Annotated in this window: 20 protein-coding genes; 15 read left to right on the top strand and 5 right to left on the bottom strand. The window is 61.1% G+C overall.

The window, feature by feature from the left end; genetic code table 11:
* Positions 1–252 precede the first annotated feature (252 nt).
* Positions 253–4,104, bottom strand: a complete 3,852-nt coding sequence (tamB, locus tag OKC27_RS05000; RefSeq protein ID WP_213393214.1) for an autotransporter assembly complex protein TamB — start codon at positions 4,102–4,104, stop codon at positions 253–255.
* Positions 4,105–4,165: 61 nt separating this feature from the next.
* Positions 4,166–5,941, bottom strand: coding sequence for an autotransporter assembly complex protein TamA (gene tamA / locus OKC27_RS05005; protein WP_064338317.1), 1,776 nt, complete (start codon positions 5,939–5,941; stop codon positions 4,166–4,168).
* 514 nt (positions 5,942–6,455) lie between these two features.
* Here tamA and OKC27_RS05010 point away from each other — a divergent pair.
* From OKC27_RS05010 to mltB, 10 genes are all read left to right on the top strand, one after another.
* Entirely contained in the window at positions 6,456–6,830 is a 375-nt protein-coding gene (locus OKC27_RS05010; protein ID WP_033136756.1) for a hypothetical protein, read from the top strand.
* A 133-nt stretch (positions 6,831–6,963) separates the two neighbouring features.
* Positions 6,964–7,242 (top strand): peptidylprolyl isomerase, encoded by a 279-nt coding sequence (locus OKC27_RS05015; protein ID WP_042657102.1) that lies wholly within the window; start codon positions 6,964–6,966, stop codon positions 7,240–7,242.
* A gap of 180 nt (positions 7,243–7,422) precedes the next feature.
* Positions 7,423–8,097: a DUF1499 domain-containing protein gene (locus tag OKC27_RS05020; protein WP_042657101.1), complete on the top strand. Its 675-nt coding sequence runs from the start codon at positions 7,423–7,425 to the stop codon at positions 8,095–8,097.
* Between the two features lie 25 nt (positions 8,098–8,122).
* Positions 8,123–8,704, top strand: a complete 582-nt coding sequence (locus OKC27_RS05025; protein WP_021231092.1) for a carboxymuconolactone decarboxylase family protein — start codon at positions 8,123–8,125, stop codon at positions 8,702–8,704.
* A complete protein-coding gene (locus OKC27_RS05030) occupies positions 8,704–10,857 on the top strand; it encodes an FAD-dependent oxidoreductase (protein WP_064338319.1) in 2,154 nt (717 codons plus the stop codon). The genes OKC27_RS05025 and OKC27_RS05030 overlap by 1 nt, the downstream gene beginning before the upstream one ends.
* A 17-nt stretch (positions 10,858–10,874) precedes the next feature.
* Positions 10,875–12,098 carry an ABC transporter substrate-binding protein gene (locus OKC27_RS05035; protein ID WP_232093622.1) on the top strand — a complete coding sequence of 408 codons (1,224 nt, stop codon included), beginning with the start codon at positions 10,875–10,877 and terminating at the stop codon, positions 12,096–12,098.
* Between the two features lie 74 nt (positions 12,099–12,172).
* Positions 12,173–13,807, top strand: coding sequence for an ABC transporter permease (locus tag OKC27_RS05040; protein ID WP_182939294.1), 1,635 nt, complete (start codon positions 12,173–12,175; stop codon positions 13,805–13,807).
* A gap of 23 nt (positions 13,808–13,830) precedes the next feature.
* Positions 13,831–14,481: an ATP-binding cassette domain-containing protein gene (locus tag OKC27_RS05045; RefSeq protein ID WP_213393607.1), complete on the top strand. Its 651-nt coding sequence runs from the start codon at positions 13,831–13,833 to the stop codon at positions 14,479–14,481.
* Between the two features lie 14 nt (positions 14,482–14,495).
* Entirely contained in the window at positions 14,496–15,110 is a 615-nt protein-coding gene (locus tag OKC27_RS05050; RefSeq protein WP_058053689.1) for a CDP-alcohol phosphatidyltransferase family protein, read from the top strand.
* Between the two features lie 132 nt (positions 15,111–15,242).
* Complete coding sequence (gene mltB / locus OKC27_RS05055) at positions 15,243–16,325, top strand: lytic murein transglycosylase B (protein WP_270805981.1); 1,083 nt, start codon at positions 15,243–15,245, stop codon at positions 16,323–16,325.
* A 102-nt stretch (positions 16,326–16,427) separates the two neighbouring features.
* Here mltB and pgm read toward each other — a convergent pair whose 3' ends face one another.
* Both pgm and seqA read right to left on the bottom strand, forming a co-directional pair.
* Positions 16,428–18,077, bottom strand: coding sequence for a phosphoglucomutase (alpha-D-glucose-1,6-bisphosphate-dependent) (gene pgm / locus OKC27_RS05060; protein ID WP_182939291.1), 1,650 nt, complete (start codon positions 18,075–18,077; stop codon positions 16,428–16,430).
* A gap of 58 nt (positions 18,078–18,135) precedes the next feature.
* Entirely contained in the window at positions 18,136–18,645 is a 510-nt protein-coding gene (gene seqA / locus OKC27_RS05065; RefSeq protein ID WP_182939290.1) for a replication initiation negative regulator SeqA, read from the bottom strand.
* A gap of 274 nt (positions 18,646–18,919) precedes the next feature.
* Between seqA and OKC27_RS05070 the strand changes: the two genes are divergently transcribed.
* Genes OKC27_RS05070 through fldA form a run of 4 tightly spaced genes read left to right on the top strand, consistent with a single transcriptional unit; the run spans position 18,920 to position 20,860 of the window.
* Positions 18,920–19,702 carry an alpha/beta fold hydrolase gene (locus tag OKC27_RS05070; RefSeq protein WP_232093621.1) on the top strand — a complete coding sequence of 261 codons (783 nt, stop codon included), beginning with the start codon at positions 18,920–18,922 and terminating at the stop codon, positions 19,700–19,702.
* Positions 19,703–19,757: 55 nt separating this feature from the next.
* Positions 19,758–19,979: a DUF2788 domain-containing protein gene (locus tag OKC27_RS05075; RefSeq protein WP_033138903.1), complete on the top strand. Its 222-nt coding sequence runs from the start codon at positions 19,758–19,760 to the stop codon at positions 19,977–19,979.
* A gap of 20 nt (positions 19,980–19,999) precedes the next feature.
* Positions 20,000–20,296, top strand: a complete 297-nt coding sequence (gene ybfE, locus OKC27_RS05080) for a LexA regulated protein (RefSeq protein WP_005334297.1) — start codon at positions 20,000–20,002, stop codon at positions 20,294–20,296.
* Positions 20,297–20,335: 39 nt separating this feature from the next.
* On the top strand, positions 20,336–20,860 hold the full coding sequence (fldA, locus tag OKC27_RS05085; protein WP_005334298.1) for a flavodoxin FldA: 525 nt from the start codon (positions 20,336–20,338) through the stop codon (positions 20,858–20,860).
* A 90-nt stretch (positions 20,861–20,950) separates the two neighbouring features.
* Here fldA and OKC27_RS05090 read toward each other — a convergent pair whose 3' ends face one another.
* Positions 20,951–21,424, bottom strand: a complete 474-nt coding sequence (locus OKC27_RS05090) for a DUF4442 domain-containing protein (protein ID WP_005334300.1) — start codon at positions 21,422–21,424, stop codon at positions 20,951–20,953.
* A 242-nt stretch (positions 21,425–21,666) separates the two neighbouring features.
* On the opposite strand from OKC27_RS05090, the gene fur reads away from it, so the two are divergent.
* A complete protein-coding gene (gene fur, locus OKC27_RS05095) occupies positions 21,667–22,095 on the top strand; it encodes a ferric iron uptake transcriptional regulator (RefSeq protein WP_005334301.1) in 429 nt (142 codons plus the stop codon).
* Positions 22,096–22,118: the final 23 nt, after the last annotated feature.

Here is a 22,118-nt window from a genome sequence, read left to right on the forward strand (position 1 = left end):
CCCGAGCGGCCAAAGGGATCAGACTGTAAATCTGACGGCTCTGCCTTCGAAGGTTCGAATCCTTCTCCCTCCACCATCATTCAGAAAACCCGGCCTAGCGCCGGGTTTTCGCATTTATAGCCCGCCGCAATCTATTTTCCCTCTGCACTCCAGTCTCTTATCGCCGTTTACCTGCTGCCGATCGCGCAATAAAAAACGGGAGGCCTGCGCCTCCCGTTTACGTTCATATCAGCCTTGTTAGGGGGCAAAGCGTTACAGGGTGAAGCGATAGAAGACATCGACCGCTTGGGCCACCCCGCTCATCGCCTGCAGATAGAGCCGTGGCAATACCTCGTAGCGCAGCTTGAATTCGGCGATGGGGCTGAACACCCCGACCCCGTACTGGAACTGCAAGCCCGGCAGTAGATAGGCCGACAGAGTCACCTGGGTGTTGTCGCCACTGCCCGCAGTATCGAGGGAGACATCGCTCATCCCGAGCGACTCGCCGATGCTCGACACCACGCCGTTGGCCTGACTCACCGCACCGGCCACCAGCAGGCCGTTGAAACCGCCATCCTCACCACCGGTCTGCAACCCTTTGCCGCGCAGCAGATAGGAGAGCTGTTCCGACTGCGCCATCTGCGGCTCGGAGTAGACAGTGATCTCCGGCTTGCTGGCTGGGCCGGTCACCCGCACCCCGACCGTCACCTGACCCTCGATGGTATCGGGATCCCGGTTGGCCTCGATGTTGAGGAACGGCCGATCCAGCGGACCAGAGAAGAGGATCCGACCCTCCTTGATGATGAGGTTCTGACCGTAAGCCTTGAAGCGGCCGTTGGTCAGCACCAGCCGGCCATTGCCTGCCAGCGGCTTCTCGGGATCCTGACGGATATTGAGACCGCCGGAGACATCAGTCTTCAACCCCATGGCATCGAGCTTCACATCGTTGCCAAGGCGGATCGCCACCTTCATCGCCAGCGGCAGGCTGGCCTGCTTGGGAGCAGGGGGCAGATCGTCATAGACCACGGTCACATCGTCGGAGACCGCCACCGCCGAATCCGGCAGGCTCTTGACCAGAATGCGTGCCCAGGGAATATCCACCTGACCGGTAATGCGGGTCTCCTCCCCCAGCGACACTGCGATATCGGGCGAGACTCTGACCCGGCCCATGCCCGGATATTGCGCCTCCAGATCCTTGCCCTGAATGGTGAGGCTGCCGCTGACCGGCATCTTGGCCCAGCTGAGCCAGCCGCCCAACGCCAGCGGCCCCTTGCCCACCAGCATGGAGCCATCGAGCTCGGCGCGGTTGCCCTCGATCTTGAGGCGGGTCACCAGCTTGGTCAGGGTCACCATGTCGGAGTGGGTCTGCACTTCACCGTCACGCAGGTTGAGCTGACCAAACAGCAGGGGCGCCGCCAGCGTGCCGTCGAAACGGGCATCGGCGGAGATGATCCCTTGCAGGGAGCGCACCTCCGGGATCAGTGGCGCGAAGGTATTGAGCTTGAGATCGTCAAACTTGAGCTGACCACCGAGCAGACCGCGACCGGCAGGCTCCTTGATCAGCAGGTCGGTATCGATATTGCCGATCTGCTTGGAGGCAAAATCGAGGCGAATGGCCGCCTGCTGCCGCTCGAAATCCAGGGCTAGTGCCAGCTGCTGATAATCAGTCTTGAGGCCATCTGCCACAAAAGTGCCCGGCGTAGTGCGCACCACTGCATGCAAGGTCGGCTGATTGCCACGCCAGCTGGCGCGGCCGTCGGCCGAGAGCATCGCCTGCCAGCGGAAGTTGTCCGGCAACCAGGGGCGCAGCCGCTTGAGATCAAACTCGCTCAGGGCAAACTCCAGGGTGCCTTGGGCAGCGGAGACCTGACTCCCCTTGACGCAGAGGCTGGCTCCCTTGGAGCCGAGACAGAGATCCCCCATCGCCAGCCGCTGACGCGGCAGATCGAGATCCAGCGCCCAGGGGGAGCTCAAGTCCCAACGGCGCAGCGGGGTTTTCAACTGCAACTCGGAGAGCGCCCCGCGCCAGTGATCCCCGCGCACGCCGCCACCTAGTTTGAGGTTGGCGGCAACAGGGTCACCCTTCATGGTCAGGGTCAACAGATGCTGACTGATATCGCCGCTGAGGTTCAGGGCCAGCTGGCTGAGCTTGGTATCCCCCTGTTTCAGCTGCGCCACCAACAGCGAGAGCTCACCGGCCGGTTTGGCACCGATCGCCGCATTGCCCTTGAGACTAATGCCCTTCAGGTCGGTGCCAGCATAGTAGAGCCGCTCGGAGGCCAGATCCGCATCGATTTTTGGCGTCTGCTGATTGCCACTGACCTTCACCTGTCCCTTGATATCCCCTTTCAGGCCGGGATAGATGCCCCCCAGCTGGGGAGCCTGCAGGTTGGCATCGAGCCTCCACTGGACGCTACTGATACTGCCCTTGGCCTGCAACTGGTTGGGGCCACTTTGCAGCGAGAGCGCCGGGATCTGCCACTCCATCTTGTCGTTGCCGCTAAGCGCCCCCTTGAGGGCCAGCGGGTACTGATTGAGTTTGCCATCCACCTTGAGCTTGGGCAGTTTCAGCTCCCAGTGGCCCGATTCGTTCATCACGAAACGGCTCTCCAGCTCACCGGCCAGCGTCCCTTTCAGCTCAGGCACCAGCTCGGCTGGATTGATCCCCTTGAACAGGGTGGTTCCCTGCCACTCGATCCCCTTGTTCCAGGCCAGCTTGCCATCGAGCTTCAGCCCCCCTTTGAGGGCGTTGAGCTGCAAGGCGATCTTGCTGAGCCGCTCCAGATCCCCCTTCCCGTCCAGCGCAAGCTTGAAGGGGGGGACATCGGTCCCCTTGCCGGAGGTATTGAGGGCAAACTGGTAGCCGGAGAGCTTGCCCTTGGCGGTCAGGCTCCCTTTATCCAGCCGATAGCTCGGCTCATCTTTGGCAGGCTTATGAAAGGGCCAACCGAGGCTCTTCCAGTCGAGGGCCAAATCAAAAGGGAGATCCGGGTCGAGGGCGGCCAGAGAACCCTTGAGATTGGCGGCGACCGGCCCCTTGGCCGACAACACCAGCCCCAGCTTGCCGACTGAACCGCTCAGCGCCAGCGTGGCCTGCTCACCCTGCAACTCGCCATCCAGCAGCCCCTTGCGGGCCTTGGCATCCAGCGTCACCGCCAGCGGGTAGTCGTCACTGAGCTGGATGTGGCCCTTGAGCGCCAGATCAGCCATGGCGTGGCGCAGCAAGAGCTCGCGCACCTCGATGCGATCATCGGCGGCAGTGGCCGACAGCAGCAACTTGTCGAGCCCTTCGATCAGCTCGCCCTGCTTATATTGCACCCGGGTCGCATTGACCCCTTCCAGCTGAATGGGGAAAGGAAGGTGAATGGCGGGCAGGACAATGGGGGCAGCCTTTGCAGGTTTTGCAACTGGCGCCCCTTTGCCCTGTTTGGCGGCCTCGGCACTGGCCTTGTCGGTGCGAGCAACTGCAGTCCCGGCTCGCTTCTCTTTAGCGCTCTTTGCATTAACGGTCTGCTCGGTAACGGTCTTGGCGTTCGCAGCGGCTGGCTGCTTGGCTGATTTTGCCTCTGCGTTAGCGGGCGCCGCGTCGTCCAGCGTCACTTTCAGGTTATCGAGCACCGGGCCGCGCACAATCAGCCCCTTGCGATTGAGGCTAGCGCCGATATCGAGGGACCCCAGGGTCACGGCCACGCCGGGCAACGCCAGATCGAGATCCGCTACCTTGAGGCTGTCAACTTGGATCTTGAGCGGCAGCGGGTGCCAGACAAAGGGTTCGGAAGGCTCTTCCGGTGTCGGCTCGGAGTCAGCTACCTTGACCACCGGATGGGTCGCCACCAGGGATTTTATCCAGAGCTTGCCCTGCAATAACTTGCCAAGATCCCAGTCGAGCACGGCGCGATCGACCGTGACTTCCACCAACTCATCCTGCCAGCCCACCCCTTCCAGAGTCCAGCCGTAGCCAAGCTGACCGGCCACCAGCTCCCCCTTGAGAGAGGGCAACGCCCCCTTGGCCTGTTGCCACAACCACTTGTTGCCCTGATGGGTAAAGCCCAGCAGGCTGACGCCGATCAGCAGCAGGAACACCAGCCCCATCAGCCAGAGAAAAATGCGTTTTAGCCAGATCACAATGCAGCCCCCCGCGCAAGATACAGCCGCAGCGGCCAAAGAAAAAAGCGTTTAGACAACATCATAATTCAGGCCCCAATGCGAAATGCAGCCGCAAGGGCTTATCCTCCTCCGATACCCCGACCGCCAGATCCAGCCTGACCTGACCGATGGGAGTCACCCAGCGCACACCGACGCCAGTACCTATTTTCCAGGGTTCGCTGTAATCGGTGGTGGAGGTGCCGCCATCAACAAACATGGCACCCAGCCACTTCTCGCTGAAGCGGTAGTTGTATTCCAGACTCGCCACGCTGGTGTAGCGGCCACCGGTCAGCTTGCCATCCGACCCGGTGGGGGAGATGGTCTCATAACCAAAGCCACGCACCGTCTGATCACCACCGGTAAAGAACCGTAACGACGGCGGCACCAGCGAGAAGCTGTCACCTATGATGGCCCCCTGCTCGGCCCGCATCAGGAATCTGTGGTTATCCCCGAGGGTACGCAGCCACTTGCTGCGCCCCCACACCCGCATAAAGCTGATGTCGGAGCCCCATCTGGGGTCGGAGAACTCCAGCGTCAACTGCTGGCGATCGCCCCAGTCCGGCACCAATCCGCCGCGTACCCGCAGCCGGGACCAGGAGACCCCCGGGATCAGCAGCAAGCTGTTCCCCTCGTCGGCGCCCTGGGTATAGATCTCGTTCTCCAGCCGGATAAAAACGTCCCGATCCCAGCTCTCCGGTCGCCGCGTCCAGCGGTGCACACCGATAGCCGTCAGATCGGAGCGGGTATCGTTGTTGTCCTTGTACTGGTAACCGGCCTGTACCGAGTAGTAGTCTCGCAGCGGGTTGCCCACCGGGATCTGGTAGTCGAAACTGAGTTCAGACTCCGGCGCCGACACCTTGGCGGTGGCAAAGAGGCGGTGGCCGTAGTGGTTGACCCAGGGCTTCTCCCAGGTGGCACTCAATCTTGGCCCCACGTCGGTGGCGTAACCGATACCGGTCTCGATTTCGTGATCGACCCGGTTATCCAGTGTCACCGCGATGGGCACCCGATAGTTGCTCGCCTCGCTCAATACCGGCTTGATATCGACCTGACGGAACAGCTTGGTGGAGGAGACATCCTGCGACATCTCGGCCAGCCGGATGGCGAGATAGGGGTCACCGCTCTTGATGTTGATAAGCGGGCGGATCAGGTGGAGCGCTTCGGGAGTGGCATCGTAGCGGATCTCGCCGAAACGGTAGCGATGGCCCGATTCGAACAGGATGAAGATCTCCGCCGTCCCCTTGTCCTGGAACACCTTGACCTGACTCCTGCTCAGCTTGGCATCAAAGTAACCGCGGGCCAGCCCGAGGCTGCCAAGATCCGCCTTGATCGATTCATATTTGGCGTGGTTGAGAGGCTCCCCCTCTTTCAGCGGTAACTTGTCCAGCAGGGCGCTGTAGAGCTCGTCGCTGCCCGCATCCCCCTCCAGCAGAATATCGAGGCGAGAGACGATGACCGGCTCCCCTTTGTCCACCTCGATCACCACTTTGGACGGGCTCTTCTTGTCGCGACTCAGGGTGATTTTCGGCTGGTAGTAGCCATAAACTTGCAGCGCTTTTTGCACGCTCTCGGTGATCCTGGCGCGGGCCGGGCGGTATTGCCGCTCCTGATAGACCGGCAGGGCATTGAGGTAGGCTTCAACGTTATCCTTGTTCTCCCCTTTCAACCCCTTGACCTGATAGGTGAGCTTGGCGGCAAACGCGGGCGAAGCCAGCAGCGACAGCAACAGGCCCACCCCCAGTACCAACAGGCCGCGGCGAAACGCAGAGCCAGACAGCGAACGCCCTGCCAGCAGGGATGAAATGCATCCTGTCAAAGGTCAATATTCCTGAATCTGTGGTGAAGGAAACCAGCGCCCTTTCGGGCCAACCCCGAAAGCGGCGCAGCACGCCATGCAGTGCATGGCCGTGACACAATAATGCGCGCCAGAAAAATGGCGAACCTTATCCTAACATAGGCATCGGCCAGCGACAGCGCGGTGCCATTGGCAAATTCGCCATATCTTTTAAGAGGTTGACCACAAATCACACATTTTGGTGACAATGACGACGCCCGCTTTCCCGATGAGGGCGAGCTGACCTGCCCTGAACATGCTTCACCCCGTCGTCAGGCACCATTTGTCACCTCTCCCCCTCTCTTTACCACCAGAAACCCACCACGACAGAGTTTGTCGGCATCGCCCCACCCTCACGGTTTAGCAGGCCCGGCACACGCCAAAGCCCGCCGTAGCGGGTGATTAAGAATTGCTCGTTCAGCGCAATCGAATTATCCCGCTGCCTTTGCAGACGTCACTCCCTCACACTTGAACCATCAACTGAAGGAGACACATCATGCATGCACGTAGCGAACAGATGGCTGACTATATTGCCGATCGTCTCGAGTTCATCACCTTCCTCGCCTGTTGCAGCGCCCTGCTGGCCCTGCTGACCGGCATGAGTGGCCAACAGGCACTGGCCTTTACCGCCCTGAATCTGCCGTTTGGCCTCGGTATTCTGCTGGCGATGGCGATGCTGGCCCCGCTGCCCGCCCACTGGCGGCTGCCAGGCATCACCTTGCTGCTGGCAGGTTGCGCCCTGATGACCCTGCAACTGGGGGGCGAGTGGCTCAATCCGCTGGCCATCTGGAGCCTCTACGCCCTGCTCGGGCTGGAGATCATCTGGCAAGCTCGCCCCCGCGCCGTGCTAGCCACCCGCGCTCGCCAATAATAGGGCTGACCAGCGCCGGTAAACGGCGGGCTGTGATGGCTGACGCCGGTGGCAAATTGGGGTACTCTTGCGCCCCCATTTGCCACCACACTTGGCATTAACAACCTTCGCCATCACGCCCAGGAGCGCCCCGATGAAAAAAGCCTGTGCCCAGCACATTCTGGTCAAGACCGAAAAACAGTGTATGGAGATCAAGGAGAAGATCGAGAAGGGAGCCGACTTCGGCCAGATGGCCAAGCGCTTCTCCACCTGCGCCTCTGCAAAACGTAGCGGCGATCTGGGGGAGTTCAATAAAGGGGATATGGTCAAGCCCTTCGACGATGCCGTATTCAAGGGCGAACTGCTCAAGGTACTGGGGCCGGTGCGCACCAAGTTCGGCTTCCATCTGATCAAAGTGCTCTATCGCAATTAAACCATCGCAACTGACCATTCTCTCGGTGAAGCTCCCATCAGGCGGGCTTCACCGACCTCCTCATCCTCCCTCGCAAAACTGGCTGAAACAACGCCAAACTCGCATCAATTTACTAACGTTATCAGACAATTAAGTTTATCCTTCTCGGCATTGTCCACATTCGACGATGGATCCCGTGCTATGCCCCGCTCTTGCTTGTGGCCCCTGCTGGCCTGGTTACTCCCGCTCGCTGGCGCCCTCGGCAGCCGCTTCCATCTCTGGCCCTGGTGGATAGGTTTTGCGATCTGTCTCATCGGAGCGCTTGTCTCCCTTATCCTGCTGGTGCGCCTGCCCTGGAGCCGCAACCGCTACGCCAACGGCTTTGGCGCCTTGCCGCTGTTGCTGCCGCTGCTCTTTGTGGTGCAGGCGCTGCGCATGCCGCTGATCAACGATGTGAGTACCGATCCCTACAATCCCCCCCTGCTGCGCTGGGCGGCGGAGCTTAGAACCGAGCAGGATCTGCCAATTAATAGCGCCCCGCTGAAAGCAGTTGAGGCAAAACCCGGTCCTCTCTTTACCAGGGCCTCCCCTGCCGAAGTGGTGATTGAAGCCAGCGAACTGATGCAGGAGCTGGGCTGGCAGGTACGACCGAGCCCGGATGGTCTGGATGCAGTGGTCACCACCGGCTGGTTCGGCTTTCAGGATGATGTGGCGCTGCGGGTCTTTGCCGGCCCGAAAGAGACTCGCATCGATATGCGATCGGCCTCCCGTCAGGGGCGCAGCGACTTGGGTACCAACCGGGCGCGGATCGAGGATTTTCTGATCCGCCTGAACGAGCGACTCGGTCAGGCCTACAAACCCAATTTGAAACCGTAAGTGTGAAACAACAAGAAGGTAACTGATGCGCGTTGAGGTCAAACCCGACCGGGAATATGCCTGGTTTATCCGCCCCTTTTTCTGGCTGCAAAAGCGCAACTATGGTCAGGTGCTTATTCCGGGCAAATGCTGGGGCCGCTCGCCGCGCCTGTTTGCCGCCGTCGCTACCCTCTACGGGGTCATCAACCGCAAGCGATCCCCCATCGACCCCGTGCTGCGCTCGCTGGTGACGGTGCGGGTCTCCCAGCTCAACTGGTGTCGTTTTTGCGTCGACATCAATGCCATGACCCTGGTAAAGAGAGCCGGCTCCAGCGAGAAGGTGGAGGCGCTGGCCAACTGGCGCGAAAGCCCGCTGTTCGATGAACGGGAGAAAGCAGTGCTCGACTACACCGAAGCGATGACCGGGCTGGATGGGGTTAGCGATGAACAGGCGGCCCGCCTCAAGCCCTGGTTCGACGACGACGCCATGGTTGAGCTGACCGGCCTTATCGCCTTCCAGAACATGTCGGCCAAGTTCAACGCCGCCCTCGATATCGCGCCGCAGGGCTTCTGCCAACTACCGGTGCAACCGGAACGCCCCGCCCAGCCAGACAGCAAGGACGCCTGATGAACCGGACCCGCCTGCTGCTTGCGCTGGTGATGGGGGGCCTCATCGGCACCTTTTTTACCCTCGATCTTGGCCGTTACCTCACTCTGGGCGCCTTGCAGGCCCAGCAGGCGGCACTGGCGCAATGGGTCGACAGCCACTTTGTCTCGGCCAGCCTGCTGTTCGTGCTTATCTATGTGCTGAGCACAGCCCTCTCCCTGCCCGGTGCCAGCCTGCTCACCCTGGGTGGCAGCGCGGTGTTCGGCGTCGCCTGGGGGCTGCTGCTGGTCTCCTTTGCCAGCTCCATCGGCGCGACCCTGGCCTTTCTCAGCGCCCGCTTTCTGCTGCGCGACTGGGTCACGGCCCGCTTTGGTGACAAGCTGACCACCTTTCACTCCGGCATGGCGAAGGAGGGTGCCTTCTATCTGCTCAGCCTGCGCCTCATCCCCGTATTCCCCTTCTTTCTGGTCAATCTGCTGATGGGGCTCACCCCCATCAGAGTCAGCACCTACTACTGGGTGAGCCAGCTTGGCATGCTGCCCGGCACCTTCGTCTATGTGCTGGCGGGCAGCGAGCTTGGCCAGTTAACCAGCACCGGCAATATCCTCTCTCCCGGCCTGATGATGGCGCTGACCCTGCTGGGGCTGATGCCCTGGCTGGTCAAGAAATTGACCGCACACCTCGCCCAGCGGCGCCTGCTCGCCACCTACCGCAAACCCGCTCGCTATGACTACAACCTGCTGGTGATAGGTGCCGGGGCCGGTGGACTGGTCACCAGCTATATCGCCGCAGCGGTGAAGGCCAAGGTGGCGCTCATCGAGAAACACAAGATGGGGGGCGATTGCCTCAACAGCGGCTGCGTCCCCTCCAAGGCATTGATCCGCTGCGCCCGCTTTGCCGCAGAGCAGCGCAAGGCCGACGAGCTGGGCTTTAGCCCAAGCCACTCCCGCGCCGATTTTGCCGCTGTGATGGAGCGGGTGGCTGAGGTTATCAAGGCGGTCGAGCCCCACGATTCCATCAAGCGCTATCAGGGGCTTGGGGTGGAGTGCATCGAAGGGGAGGCGCGGCTGGTCTCCCCCTGGGAGGTGGAAGTGAATGGCCAGCGCCTTGCCAGCCGCCATATCGTTATTGCCACCGGCGCCCGGCCGCTGGTGCCCAAGCTGCCGGGGCTGGATCAGGTGCCTTACCTCACCTCGGATAGCCTCTGGCAACTGCGCACCCCGCCGCGCCGCCTGCTGGTGCTGGGCGGCGGCCCCATCGGCTGCGAGCTGGCCCAAAGCTTCGCCCAGCTCGGCATTCCCGTGACCTTGGTGGAGCTCTCGGAGCAGCTGCTGCCCCGCGAAGATAGGGAAGTGGCCGACGCGCTGGCCGGGCAGATGAGCCGCGATGGCGTGCGGCTACTCACCGGCTGGCGCGCCGAGCGAGCCGACTACCTGCCCGCAGCCGAGGGGGATCTGCCCATCCGGCTGCAACTGCGCCGGGGCGATGAGACGCAGGTGATTGAAGGGGATCAACTGCTGCTGGCACTGGGTCGGGTCGCCAATGTGAGCGGCTTCGGGCTCGAAGCGTTGGGAGTCGAGCTTGCCCCCCGCGGCACCATAGCGGTCGATGGCTTTCTTGCCACCAACTTCCCCAGCATACTGGCAGTGGGAGACGTAGCGGGCCCTTACCAGTTCACCCACTTCGCCGCCCATCAGGCCTGGTATGCGGCGGTCAATGCCCTATTTGGCCAGTTCAAGCGCTTTCGGGCCGACTATCGGGTCATTCCGGCGGCCACCTACACCACTCCGGAGATTGCCCGGGTCGGCCTCAATCGCAAGGAGGCAGAGGCGCAGGGGATTCCCTTCGAGGCGACCCGCTTCGAGCTGGCCGAGCTGGATCGCGCCATTGCCGATGGTGAGCGCCACGGTTTTGTCGAGGTGCTGACCGTGCCGGGCAAGGATACTATCCTTGGCGCCACCATAGTGGGCACTCACGCCGGTGAGCGGATTGCCGAGTTCGTGCTCGCCATGCGTCACCGCCTCGGCCTTGGCAAGATCCTCGGCACCATTCACGCCTATCCCACCCTGATGGAGGGAAACAAATACGTGGCAGGTGAATGGAAACGGGCCCACCAGCCCACCCGGGTGCTGGCGTTGCTGGCCCGTTATCACCGCTGGCGCCGTGGCGCCTGACAATCAGGGAAACGTTTATGCTCAAGCCATTCTCACTGCTCGGCTCACACCTCAGATCACGCCAGAACTCTCGGCTTAAACGGCGGCTCAACGCCCTGCTGTGCGCCCTGCCACTGCTGGCCAGTGGCCCGCTGTTGGCGGCCAATCCAGACGACGGCTGGCAACAGACCCTTGAGGAGGCGAAAGGGCAGACCGTCTACTTCAACGCCTGGGGCGGCAGCCCGGAGATCAACGCCTATCTGGTGTGGGCCGGGCAGGAGCTGGCGCGCGACTATCAGGTCAAGCTGGTGCAGGTGAAGGTAGATGACATCGCCCAGAGCGTCAGCCAGCTGCTGGCCAACAAGCAGGCGGGTAAGCAAGCTGGCGGCCCCATCGATCTGCTGTGGGTCAACGGTGAGAACTTCAAGGCGCTCAAGGAACAGGGGCTGCTTGGCGCACCCTTTACCACTGAGCTGCCCAACATGGCGCTGGTAGACAGCAGCCTGCCGGTGAGTGAGGACTTCACCCTGCCGGTGGAAGGGCTGGAAGCCCCCTGGGGCATCGGCCAGCTCAATCTGATGGTCGACACCGAAGAGGTCGCCAGCCCGCCCACCTCGGCTGCTGCCCTGCTTGCGTGGGCCAAGGCCCATCCCGGCCGTTTCACCTATCCCAAGCCGCCCCAGTTCCATGGCTCCAGCTTTCTCAAGCAGATCTTGCTGGAGTTGACGCCAAACCCCGCCCCCCTCTATCGGGAAGCGACCGAGAGCGACTTTACCAAGCTCACCGCCCCGCTCTGGGCCTGGCTCGATGAGCTGCATCCGGCACTCTGGCGCAAGGGCAAGCTGTTCCCCACCAGCGCCGCCGAAACCCGCCAACTGCTCGATGATGGCGAACTGGCCATGGCCATCAGCTTCAACCCGCAGGAGGCGCAAAGCGCCGCCCAGATTGGCGCCCTGCCCCCCAGTGTGGAGGCGGTTGCCATGGAGAAAGGGGCGCTCACCAACAGCCATTTTCTCGCTATCCCCTTCAACGCCAGTGCCCGCGCCGGGGCCAAGGTGGTGGCCAACTTCCTGCTGAGCCCGGCAGCGCAGGCGCGCAAGGCCAATCCGGCATTCTGGGGTGATCCCAGCGTGCTGCGGGCCGATGCCCAGCCTGACTCCACAAAGGGGCAACCGGCATTGCGCTTCAAATCAGTGTCAGAGCCCCATCCCAGCTGGCAGCTCAAACTGGAAGCGGCCTGGGCCGGGCGTTACGGCCACTGATGAGTGCCGCTGGTCACCCGCTTGCCCGCTCCCGACCATGGCGCAGGTTGCTGATCCGCCACCGCGGGATGGGTATGGGCGTTGTTTATCTGGTGATCTTCGTCATTCCCCTGCTGGCGGGGCTATGGCAACTGCTGGCGGAGGGGATGACCGCCTCTCATCTTGCCTTGCTGTTGGCCCAGCCTGGCCTGTGGCACTCCGCTGCGCTGAGCCTGTGGATTGGCGCCGCCTCGACCCTCGGTAGCCTGCTGTTGACCGCCCTGCTGCTGGCCCACAGCGACAGCCGGGCTTTCGGCCTGCTCCGCCGCCTGCTCTCGCCGATGCTGGCCATGCCCCACGTCGCCTTTGGCATCGGTTTTACCTTTCTGCTCGCCCCCTCCGGCTGGCTACTGCGGCTCGTCTCGCCAGCCCTTACCGGATTTGAACTGCCCCCCGATTGGCAGACTATTCGCGACCCTCTAGGACTCGGGCTGATTGCACTGCTCGTTTTCAAAGAGACCCCCTTTCTGCTGCTGATGGCGATGGCCGCACAACAGCCCATCCAGCTGGCACGCCAGCAGTGGCTGGGGGCGAGCCTTGGTTTCAGCGCCCCCCAGATCTGGTGGCGCCTGCTGCTACCTGCGCTCTGGCCAGCCCTGCGCCTGCCCATCTATGCGGTGGCGGCCTACGGAGTGGCGGTAGTGGATCTCGCCCAGTTGCTCGGGCCCGACGCCCCCGCCCCGCTGGCGGTGCGGTTGTGGCTCTGGTATCAGGACCCGGATCTGCTCTGGCGCGGTGCCACCGCCAGTGGCGCCCTGCTGTTGCTCGCCATCACGGCGCTGCTGATCGCTCTGCTCAGATTACTGGAGTGGCTTCATAAAGAGATGGGCAAAGGCTGCTGGCTCAATGGCAAACGGGCCGAGTCCCATCCCCTTGCCAACCGGCTCGCAGCAGGCTTTGCATTCACCCTGATCACCCTCAATCTGGCGGTGCTGGCGGCCCTGCTGCTCTGGTCGCTGGCGCGCCGCTGGCCCTTTCCCACCCTCTGGCCAAGCCAGTGGAGCGGTCACTACTGGCTGGATCTGCTACCAACCCTGCTGCCGCTGCTGGCAACCAGCGCGCTGTTGGCGCTGGCGAGTGGCTTGCTGGCGCTGGTAATGGCGGTGTGTAGTCTGGAGGTGCAAGCCGGGCGCCGCCGCTGGCCACTTTGGCTTGTCTGCCTGCCGCTGTTGCTGCCGCAGGCGAGCCTGCTATTTGGTATCCGGCTCGGGTTGGACTGGCTTGCACACGACTCGATAAGCAGCGGCATTGGCTGGGGCTGGGTGCTCTGGAGCCAGCTGCTGTTTGTCTTTCCCTATGTCTATTTGTGCCTGCACGGCCCCTATCGCCAGTTCGATCCGCGGATCACCCAAAGCGCCCTGCTGCTGGGGGCAACGCCATGGCGAGCCTGGTGGCAGGTGAAAGCACCGCTGCTGGCGCGCCCGCTGCTGTTTGCCTTTGCGGTAGGGGCGGCGGTGAGCCTGGCCCAGTATCTGCCGACCCTGCTCTTTGGTGCAGGCAGGGTGGTCACCATCACCACCGAAGCGGTGGCCATCGGCAGTGGCCTCAACCGGCGGCTGGCGGGGCTCTACGGCCTGCTGCAACTGCTGCTGCCGCTCGTTATCTATCTGCTGGCGCTTTGGCTGCCGGCGCGGATCAATCCGGCGCTCAAGGGGGGCGGCTCACGATGAACTCTCATGATGGAAATCGCCATATGCTGAGCACCACGCCTCTTCGACTCTATCTGGATGAAAATCTGCGGCTCTCGCTGCCCGCCCTCCAGGTGGTCCCCGGCGAGGTGTTGACCCTGATGGGCCCCAGCGGTTGTGGTAAAAGCTCCCTGCTGGCAGGGCTCGCCGGAGTACTGCCGGGTGCGCTGACAGATAGCGGCCCCATCCGGCTGGAGGGGGATATAAGGCTCGGCGAGCGGTTACTCAACACCTTGCCACCGCAAGCGCGGCGCATCGGCATGCTGTTTCAGGATGACTTGCTGTTTGACCATCTGACGGTGGCGGAGAACCTGATGTTCGGCATGCCGGCGACCATCAAGGGAAAACGCGCGCGGCGGGAAAAGGCGCTGGCCGCATTGGCACAGGTCGCGCTGGCGGATCAGGCTGACAAGCTGCCGCCGCTGCTATCGGGGGGTCAGCGGGCGCGGGTCAGTCTGCTGCGCGCGCTGTTGGCCGAACCCGATGCCCTGCTGCTGGACGAGCCCTTCTCCCGCCTCGACAAGCCGCTGCGGGCCGCCTTTCGCGAGCTGGTATTCGCGCAGATCAAGGCGCTGGCCATCCCCGCGATTCTGGTGACCCACGACGAAGAGGATGCGCCGGGCACCATACTCAATCTCACCGAATCCTGTTTTTGACCGAGGAGTTCACCTTGTTTGACCGCCACCTGATCCCCGTGATCCGCAGCCCCCTCACCCAGCTTGCCAAACCGCTCTGCCGTGCCGGGGTCAGTGCCAATCAGGTGAGCCTCACCGGTTTTGCCATCGGCATGCTGGCGCTGCCGCTGCTGGCCTTTGGCTGCTATCAATGGGCGCTTGCGGCGATCCTGCTCAACCGCTTGCTGGACGGGCTCGATGGTGCCGTGGCGCGGGAAACTGGCATCACCGACTGCGGCGGCTTTCTCGACATCACGCTGGATTTCATCTTCTACGCTGCCGTGGTGCTGGGCTTTGCCCTCGCCGCCCCCGCCAATGCACTGCCCGCCGCCACCCTGCTGTTTGCCTTTATGGGCACAGGGTCGAGCTTTTTGGCCTTTGCCATCATGGCAGGCAAGCGGGGGATCGACAATCCGGTCTACCACCACAAGTCCCTCTACTATCTGGGCGGCCTCACCGAGGGGAGCGAGACCATCGTCCTTTTTGTGCTGATGTGTCTGTGGCCCGCCGCCTTCGCCCCACTCGCCTACGGTTTTGCTCTGCTCTGCGCCATCACCACCCTGACCCGACTCTGGAGCGGATACCACACCCTGCGTCACCCCCCGAGCTAAACAGCGCAGCACTCACCGGAGGGCTAATCCATCGCACGATGAATTGGTGGCCAACGAGGCGCACGGAACACTTGCACGCGGATGACAATGTTTTACCATGACGACACTTTTGTTAGTCTCTTTGAGAACCCTATGCGTCGCCTTGCCTCTCTTCTGACTCTGTCGTTATTCCCCCTGCTCGGTGGCTGCAGCAGCGCCCCGGCCCCCAAGCCCGTGGTCAAGCCCCAGCCCAACAGCGCCTTTATCAATCAGACTCCATCGAACAAACCTGTTTATACACAAGGGGTTAGCAAGGGGGATTTCGCCAATCGCCCCAACGTGGACCGGTTCGTCCAGAAGATGGTCGAGAAGCACGGTTTTGACAGTGCCCAGTTGCATCAGGTGCTGGCTCAGGCAGAGCGTTACGACTGGATCATCCGCCTGATGGATGCCCAGGCACCGACCACCGCCAAGCCCACCGGTCCGACCGGCGCCTGGAACCGCTATCGCGCCAAGTTCATCACCCCCGACAACGTGCAAAACGGCGTCAACTTCTGGCGTGAATACGCAAGCGAGCTGAACCGGGCGGAGCAGACCTACGGGGTGCCGCCGGAGATCATCGTCGGCATTATCGGGGTCGAGACCCGCTGGGGCCGGGTGATGGGCAAGACCCGCATTCTGGATGCGCTGGCCACCCTGGCGTTTGATTATCCGCGCCGCGCCGAGTTCTTCACCAGCGAATTGGAAGCCTTCCTGGTGATGACCCGCGATGAAGGGATGGATCCTGCAGAGCCCAAGGGCTCCTACGCCGGGGCCATGGGCTATGGCCAGTTCATGCCCTCCAGCTTCCAGCGCTATGCGGTGGACTTTGACGGCAACGGCCACACCAATTTGTGGGATCCGGTGGATGCCATCGGCAGCGTCGCCAACTACTTCAAGGCCCACGGCTGGGAGAAAGGCCAACCGGTGGCGGTGCGCGGTCAGGGTCAGCTGCCCGGCTATGAGCATGGCTTCCAGACCCGCTACCCGGTCGCCACCCTGCGCCGCGCAGGGCTCACCCCCACCAGCAGCCTGGGCAATCACAGCGAATCGAGCCTGCTGCGCCTCGATGTGGGCACCGGCTACCAATACTGGTACGGCCTGCCCAACTTCTACACCATCACCCGCTACAACCACAGCACCCACTACGCCATGGCAGTGTGGCAGCTGGGGCTGGCGGTGAAGGCGGCGCGCTGACAACTCGCTGGCATAAAACAGACAATGAAAAAGGAGCCATTATGGCTCCTTTTTTATATCCAACGTTCAACCCCATCAGGGGCTCAAGGATGGCTACCTGATTTAGACGCCTGCCTTGGCCAACGCAGCAGAGACAATTTGCTGGGCCTCTTGCTGGATCAGATCCAGGTGTACTTCGCCCTTGAAGCTCTCCATGTAGATCTTGTAGATGGACTCGGTGCCGGAGGGGCGCGCCGCGAACCAGCCGTTCTCGGTCACCACCTTGAGGCCGCCGATGGCGGCATCGTTGCCCGGCGCCTTGGTCAGCTTGGCGATGATGGGCTCACCGGCCAGGGTTGAGGCTTCGACCAGTGCCGGATCCAGCTTGGAGAGCACCGCTTTCTGGGCACTGTTGGCCGGGGCGTCGATACGACGGTAGCTGGAGCGACCAAACTTGGCTTCCAGTGCATCGTAATGAGCCTGCGGATCCTTGCCGGTGACCGCCAGAATTTCCGCCGCCAGCAGCGCCAGAATGAAGCCATCCTTGTCGGTGGTCCAGACGGTGCCATCTTTGCGCAGGAAGGAGGCGCCAGCGCTCTCCTCGCCACCAAAGCCGAACTCGCCGCTGTAGAGGCCATCCACGAACCACTTGAAGCCGACCGGCACCTCTTTCAGGGTACGGCCAATCTCGCCGGCAACCCGGTCGATCATGGAAGAGGAGACCAGCGTCTTGCCGACAGCCGCATCGGCAGCCCAGCCGGTGCGATGGGTAAACAGATACTGGATTGCTACCGCCAGATAGTGGTTCGGGTTCATCAGGCCAGACTTGGTGACGATGCCGTGACGGTCGTAGTCAGGGTCGTTGCCAAGGGCGATGTCGAACTTGTCTTTGAGGGCAATCAGGCTCGCCATGGCGAACGGGCTGGAGCAGTCCATCCGGATCTTGCCGTCTTTATCCAGGGTCATGAAGGAGAAGGTCGGGTCGACCTTGTAGTTCACCACCTCGATGTTCAGGCCATAGGTCTTGGCGATGACGTCCCAGTAGGCGACGCCGGAGCCACCCAGCGGATCGACACCAATCTTGATGCCCGCCTGCTTGATGGCATCCATGTCCAGCACGTTCTTCAGGTCATCCACGTAAGGGGTGACATAGTCGTGCTCCACCACGAACGGGCTCTTGAGCGCTTCGGCGAACGGCATCCGTTTCACGCCAGCCAGACCCGCTTCCAGAATGGCGTTGGCACGGTCTTCCACCCACTTGGTGATCTCCCCTTCGGCGGGACCGCCGTGGGGCGGGTTGTACTTGAAGCCACCATCTTCCGGCGGGTTGTGAGACGGGGTGATCACCACACCGTCTGCCAGCGCGGCAGGCTTGCTGGCGTTGTAGCGCAGGATGGCGTGAGAGATGACCGGGGTCGGGGTAAAGCCCATACCGGCTTGAATGCGAGTTTCAACGCCGTTGGCCGCCAGCACTTCGACTGCGCTGGCAAAGGCGGATTCGGACAGGGCATGGGTATCCATGCCGACAAACAGCGGGCCAGTGATACCGGCCTGCTGGCGATACTCCACCAGCGCCTGGGTCACCGCCAGAATATGGGATTCGGTAAAGGCGTTGTGCAAGGCACTGCCACGGTGGCCGGAGGTACCAAAGGCAACCCGCTGCTCGGGGCGGCTCATGTCCGGCTTGTTGAGGTAGTAGGCACTGACCAGACGGGGGATGTTGGTCAGGTCGCTTAAACGGGCCGGCTGACCGGCGTGGGAATGCTGAGCCATGGCGTTTTCCTTGCGTAATGGCGGCCTTGGCGGGCAAGGCCTGAGTCTTGATAAACCGTTAAATGGCGCCACACACCTGCGCGATCACCTCTTCGCCATAGCCCATGCTGGCCATCAGCTGGGCCACCATATTCTGCTTGCGGCTGGTGTTGGTGTTGGTGATCACCCAGAACGGGGTCTCCGGTACCGGCTTGGGCTTGGTGGTGCTACCACTGGCGCGCAGAGCCTCGGGATCCCGTGAGAAATAGACGCGCTTGCGCCCCTTGATTTCGGTGGCCTGGGTAAACCCGACCGGGTCGTCCCGGTAGAGGGTACTGAGCACCTGCATGAAGCGGTTGATGGACTTCTCTTCTTTTTGCAGCTCACCGGAGTCGAGCAGGGCTTGCAGCCCTTGCCGGGTGGCTACCGCACTGGGCTGCACCACGGCAACGGGCTCGGCAACCGGCACACGTTGGTGAGCAGGCTGTTCCAGCAGACGGCGCAGGATATCGGAGGCACTCTCACCAATGTGCCGGGTCTGGCTGGCGATATAGAAGTAGAGATCGTCATCAAGCTCGATGGTTTTCATAGGGATGCGCTGGACTCGTCGAAATTCGGATGCGGCGATTATACATAGGCAAACCCGACAGCCCAAGCAAGGGGCTGGCAGATGTACATGAATCTCATCGAGAATACGGCATAATAGCGGGCCAAGTGTGTGATCAGCCGCACTGATAGCCGATCCGGACGGGATTTTTTAGAAAAAAAACCACATTTATTTCCCATCCGTTGGACGAAATCCTTTTCTTTCCAGTGCGTTAAATAAAACAGCGATACGTACTCACGACCGACAAGGTGTCATTTTGCAACAAAACAGCATATTGAACTTCAAGGAGCAGGGTCAGGGCCCGGCGGTCATTCTGATCCACGGCCTGTTTGGCAGCCTCGACAACCTCGGCCTGCTGGCCCGTGCCCTCTGCGAGCAGTATCGGGTCATCAGCGTCGATCTGCGCAACCACGGTGGCTCCTTTCATAGCAGCGAGATGAGCTATCCGGCGCAAGCTGCCGATATCCTGACCCTGATGGATCGGCTGGAGATTGCCGACGCTACTCTGATTGGCCACTCGATGGGGGGCAAGGTGGCGATGCAGGTCGCCAAGCTGGCGCCAGCACGTGTAAGCCGTCTAGTCGTCGCCGATATGGCGCCGGTCGCCTATCCCCACTCCCGCCACCAGAATGTGTTCGCCGGACTCAATGCCACCCTGCGCACGCCGCCGCAAAGCCGCAGCGAGGCGGAAGCCATGCTGGCGCAGCACATCGAGATCGCCGGGGTGCGCCAGTTCCTGCTCAAATCCTTCGCCAGAGGCGAGCAGGGCTGGGGTTGGCGCTTCAATGTGCCGGCACTTAAGCAAAACTACGCCAACATCATGGGCTGGCCAGAGGATGATCGCCGCTTCGAGGGGCCGGTGCTCTTTATCAAGGGGGGGGATTCTGACTATATGCAGCCGCAATACAGCGAGGCGGCGCTGGCCCAATTCCCGGCGGCAAAGGTGCGTGTCATCGCCGACACCGGCCACTGGCTGCATGCGGAAAAACCGGCTCTGTTCAACAAATTGGTTGTGGATTTCCTGTCGACAGGCGGTTAACAGTTTCAAATCCTTTGTGATATAGTGCGCCCGTCATAAGGAGTGTGCGCAATCCATGCTAAGTGAACATATCGACCTGATCGAAAGTTTGGGCCTGAAATTATTTTTTCTGGCGATTTTCATCTTGATTGGTCTTGCCATTCATGACGTGCTCAAACGCGGCAATGTGCCCCGTTTTGGCCGTTTTATCGTCTGGTTGGTACTGTTTCTGGGTTGTGCGGGTTTTGTCGCCAAGGGGCTGATCGAACTGGGCTGGGAAGGCTCAGGACTCGGCTAACTTATTTTCATCTGTGATGTATGGCCAAACAGCAAACTGATCGAACAACACTGGATCTGTTCGCAAATGAGAAGCGCCCCGGCAGGCCAAAGACCAATCCACTCCCCCGCGAGACCCAGCTCAAGATCAACAAGCGTAACCAGCTTAAGCGCGATCGGGAAAATGGGCTGAAGCGGGTAGAGTTAAAGGTGGAGGCCGAGTTGCTGGAGCGCCTGAACCAACTTGCGTTACAACAGAACATCAGCCGAGCCGAGCTGATCCAATCTATTCTGAAACAACAGATTGAGTCCGCCTTTGCGGTGGACATTGCAGTCTGAGCGTTGAGCATTAACACCAAATACGGGTAACTAAACACTATGGCAAGTGTAGGTCTGTTTTTTGGCAGCGATACCGGTAACACCGAAGCTGTCGCCAAGATGATCCAGAAAGAGCTGGGCAAAAACCTGATTGAAGTCCGCGACATCGCCAAGAGCAGCAAGGCCGACATCGAGAGCTTTGACCTGCTGATGTTCGGCATCCCGACTTGGTACTATGGCGAAGCCCAGGCCGACTGGGACGACTTCTTCCCTGATCTGGGCGAAATCGACTTCACCAACAAGCTGGTCGCCATCTTCGGTTGCGGTGATCAGGAAGACTACTCCGAGTACTTCCTCGACGCCATGGGCACCCTGCGTGACATCGTCGAAGCCAAAGGCGCCATCATCATCGGCCACTGGCCGACTGCCGGCTACGAGTTTGAAGCCTCCAAGGCGCTGGTCGATGACAAGCACTTTGTCGGTCTGGGTATCGATGAAGATCGCCAGCCGGAGCTGACCGCCGAGCGCGTCAAGGGCTGGTGCAAACAGCTGCACGAAGAGATGTGCCTGGGCGAGCTGGAGTAATCCGCCTACCCTCATACCTCTGACAACAAGGGCCCCGACGGGGCCCTTGTTGTATCTGCTTGTTGCGATGCCTGCCTTTATTCTCCCCTGTTATTCACCCCTGTGCTCCGGTTTGGCCCGCACATAGAGGGTGCGCTTGACCTGCGCCACCAGCTCGCCGCTCTTGTCCTGCACCGTGACCTCGAATTCGGGGAAGTGCTTGTTGCCACCTTCAGTCGCCGCCACGATTTCGGCCAGCTTGCCCTCGGTCAGGTTGAACTCGGCCACCAGCTTGCCCTTGCCCGGCTTGATGTAGTTGATGCTGCCCGCCTTGTCCCAGACGTAGTAGCGATTCTTGAAGTAGCCCATCAGCATCAGCGGATAGATGGGGTCCGTCATGGCAAACATGCTGCCGCCAAACTGGGTGCGGTTGGCGTTCTTGTTCCACCAGCGGGATTTCAGGGTCACCCGACAGTAGCGAAAGTCATCGCTCAGGGTCTCTATCTTGATACCGGCGCCCCAGAAGGGGGGCCAGGCGTTGAGTGCGCGGCGCACCCAGGCCGCATTGTCAAAAAGCCAATCCATGGATCTCATCCGACCAGAAATATGAAAGTTACATCTTATCAACATCTGCCATACCGGCAAGTCGGACGACACGATTGATTATTTCAATCCAATCGGCCATTTAGGACTAAACCCCTTGAATTGCTGGGTTTATTTTTAGGGAGGCTACGACCTATAATGACAGGCCAAGCGAGTTCAAGGTTGCCATTCCTGCGGCAGTCCATCAGAATAACCCCACCTTCGAGAATGCGAATAAGTAGAATATGGCAGACAACAACCAAGCGTTAAAAAAGGCCGGGCTCAAGATCACCTTGCCCCGGGTCAAAATCCTGGAAATCCTGCAACAGCCGGATTGCCAGCACACCAGCGCCGAAGATCTCTATAAACGACTGATCGACCTGGGTGAAGAGATTGGTCTCGCTACCGTCTATCGCGTTCTCAACCAGTTTGATGATGCCGGTATCGTTACCCGTCACCACTTCGAAGGTGGCAAGTCGGTATTCGAGCTGGCGACTCAGGAGCACCACGACCACCTGGTTTGCCTTGACTGCGGCAAGGTGATCGAGTTCTCCGACGAAGTGATCGAACAGCGTCAGCGCGAGATCGCCAAGAAATTCAATATCCGTCTCACCAACCACAGCCTCTACCTCTACGGTCACTGTGCAACAGGTGAGTGCAAGCACGACGAATAAGTCGCCCGCGACTTGCAGATAAC

Source organism: Aeromonas sp. QDB62, assembly GCF_027705695.1.
Lineage (GTDB): Bacteria > Pseudomonadota > Gammaproteobacteria > Enterobacterales > Aeromonadaceae > Aeromonas > Aeromonas allosaccharophila.

Bases quoted from the DNA above. Each gene is read 5' to 3' on its own strand.
- OKC27_RS05020 (WP_042657101.1), top strand. From the start codon at position 7,423: ATGCCCCGCTCTTGCTTGTGGCCCCTGCTGGCCTGGTTACTCCCGCTC.
- OKC27_RS05010 (WP_033136756.1), top strand. From the start codon at position 6,456: ATGCATGCACGTAGCGAACAGATGGCTGACTATATTGCCGATCGTCTC.
- OKC27_RS05030 (WP_064338319.1), top strand. From the start codon at position 8,704: ATGAACCGGACCCGCCTGCTGCTTGCGCTGGTGATGGGGGGCCTCATC.
- OKC27_RS05090 (WP_005334300.1), bottom strand. From the start codon at position 21,424: ATGGATTGGCTTTTTGACAATGCGGCCTGGGTGCGCCGCGCACTCAAC.
- OKC27_RS05015 (WP_042657102.1), top strand. From the start codon at position 6,964: ATGAAAAAAGCCTGTGCCCAGCACATTCTGGTCAAGACCGAAAAACAG.
- OKC27_RS05040 (WP_182939294.1), top strand. From the start codon at position 12,173: ATGGGCGTTGTTTATCTGGTGATCTTCGTCATTCCCCTGCTGGCGGGG.
- mltB (WP_270805981.1), top strand. From the start codon at position 15,243: ATGCGTCGCCTTGCCTCTCTTCTGACTCTGTCGTTATTCCCCCTGCTC.
- fur (WP_005334301.1), top strand. From the start codon at position 21,667: ATGGCAGACAACAACCAAGCGTTAAAAAAGGCCGGGCTCAAGATCACC.
- seqA (WP_182939290.1), bottom strand. From the start codon at position 18,645: ATGAAAACCATCGAGCTTGATGACGATCTCTACTTCTATATCGCCAGC.
- OKC27_RS05025 (WP_021231092.1), top strand. From the start codon at position 8,123: ATGCGCGTTGAGGTCAAACCCGACCGGGAATATGCCTGGTTTATCCGC.
- fldA (WP_005334298.1), top strand. From the start codon at position 20,336: ATGGCAAGTGTAGGTCTGTTTTTTGGCAGCGATACCGGTAACACCGAA.
- OKC27_RS05035 (WP_232093622.1), top strand. From the start codon at position 10,875: ATGCTCAAGCCATTCTCACTGCTCGGCTCACACCTCAGATCACGCCAG.
- OKC27_RS05075 (WP_033138903.1), top strand. From the start codon at position 19,758: ATGCTAAGTGAACATATCGACCTGATCGAAAGTTTGGGCCTGAAATTA.
- OKC27_RS05045 (WP_213393607.1), top strand. From the start codon at position 13,831: ATGCTGAGCACCACGCCTCTTCGACTCTATCTGGATGAAAATCTGCGG.
- pgm (WP_182939291.1), bottom strand. From the start codon at position 18,077: ATGGCTCAGCATTCCCACGCCGGTCAGCCGGCCCGTTTAAGCGACCTG.
- ybfE (WP_005334297.1), top strand. From the start codon at position 20,000: ATGGCCAAACAGCAAACTGATCGAACAACACTGGATCTGTTCGCAAAT.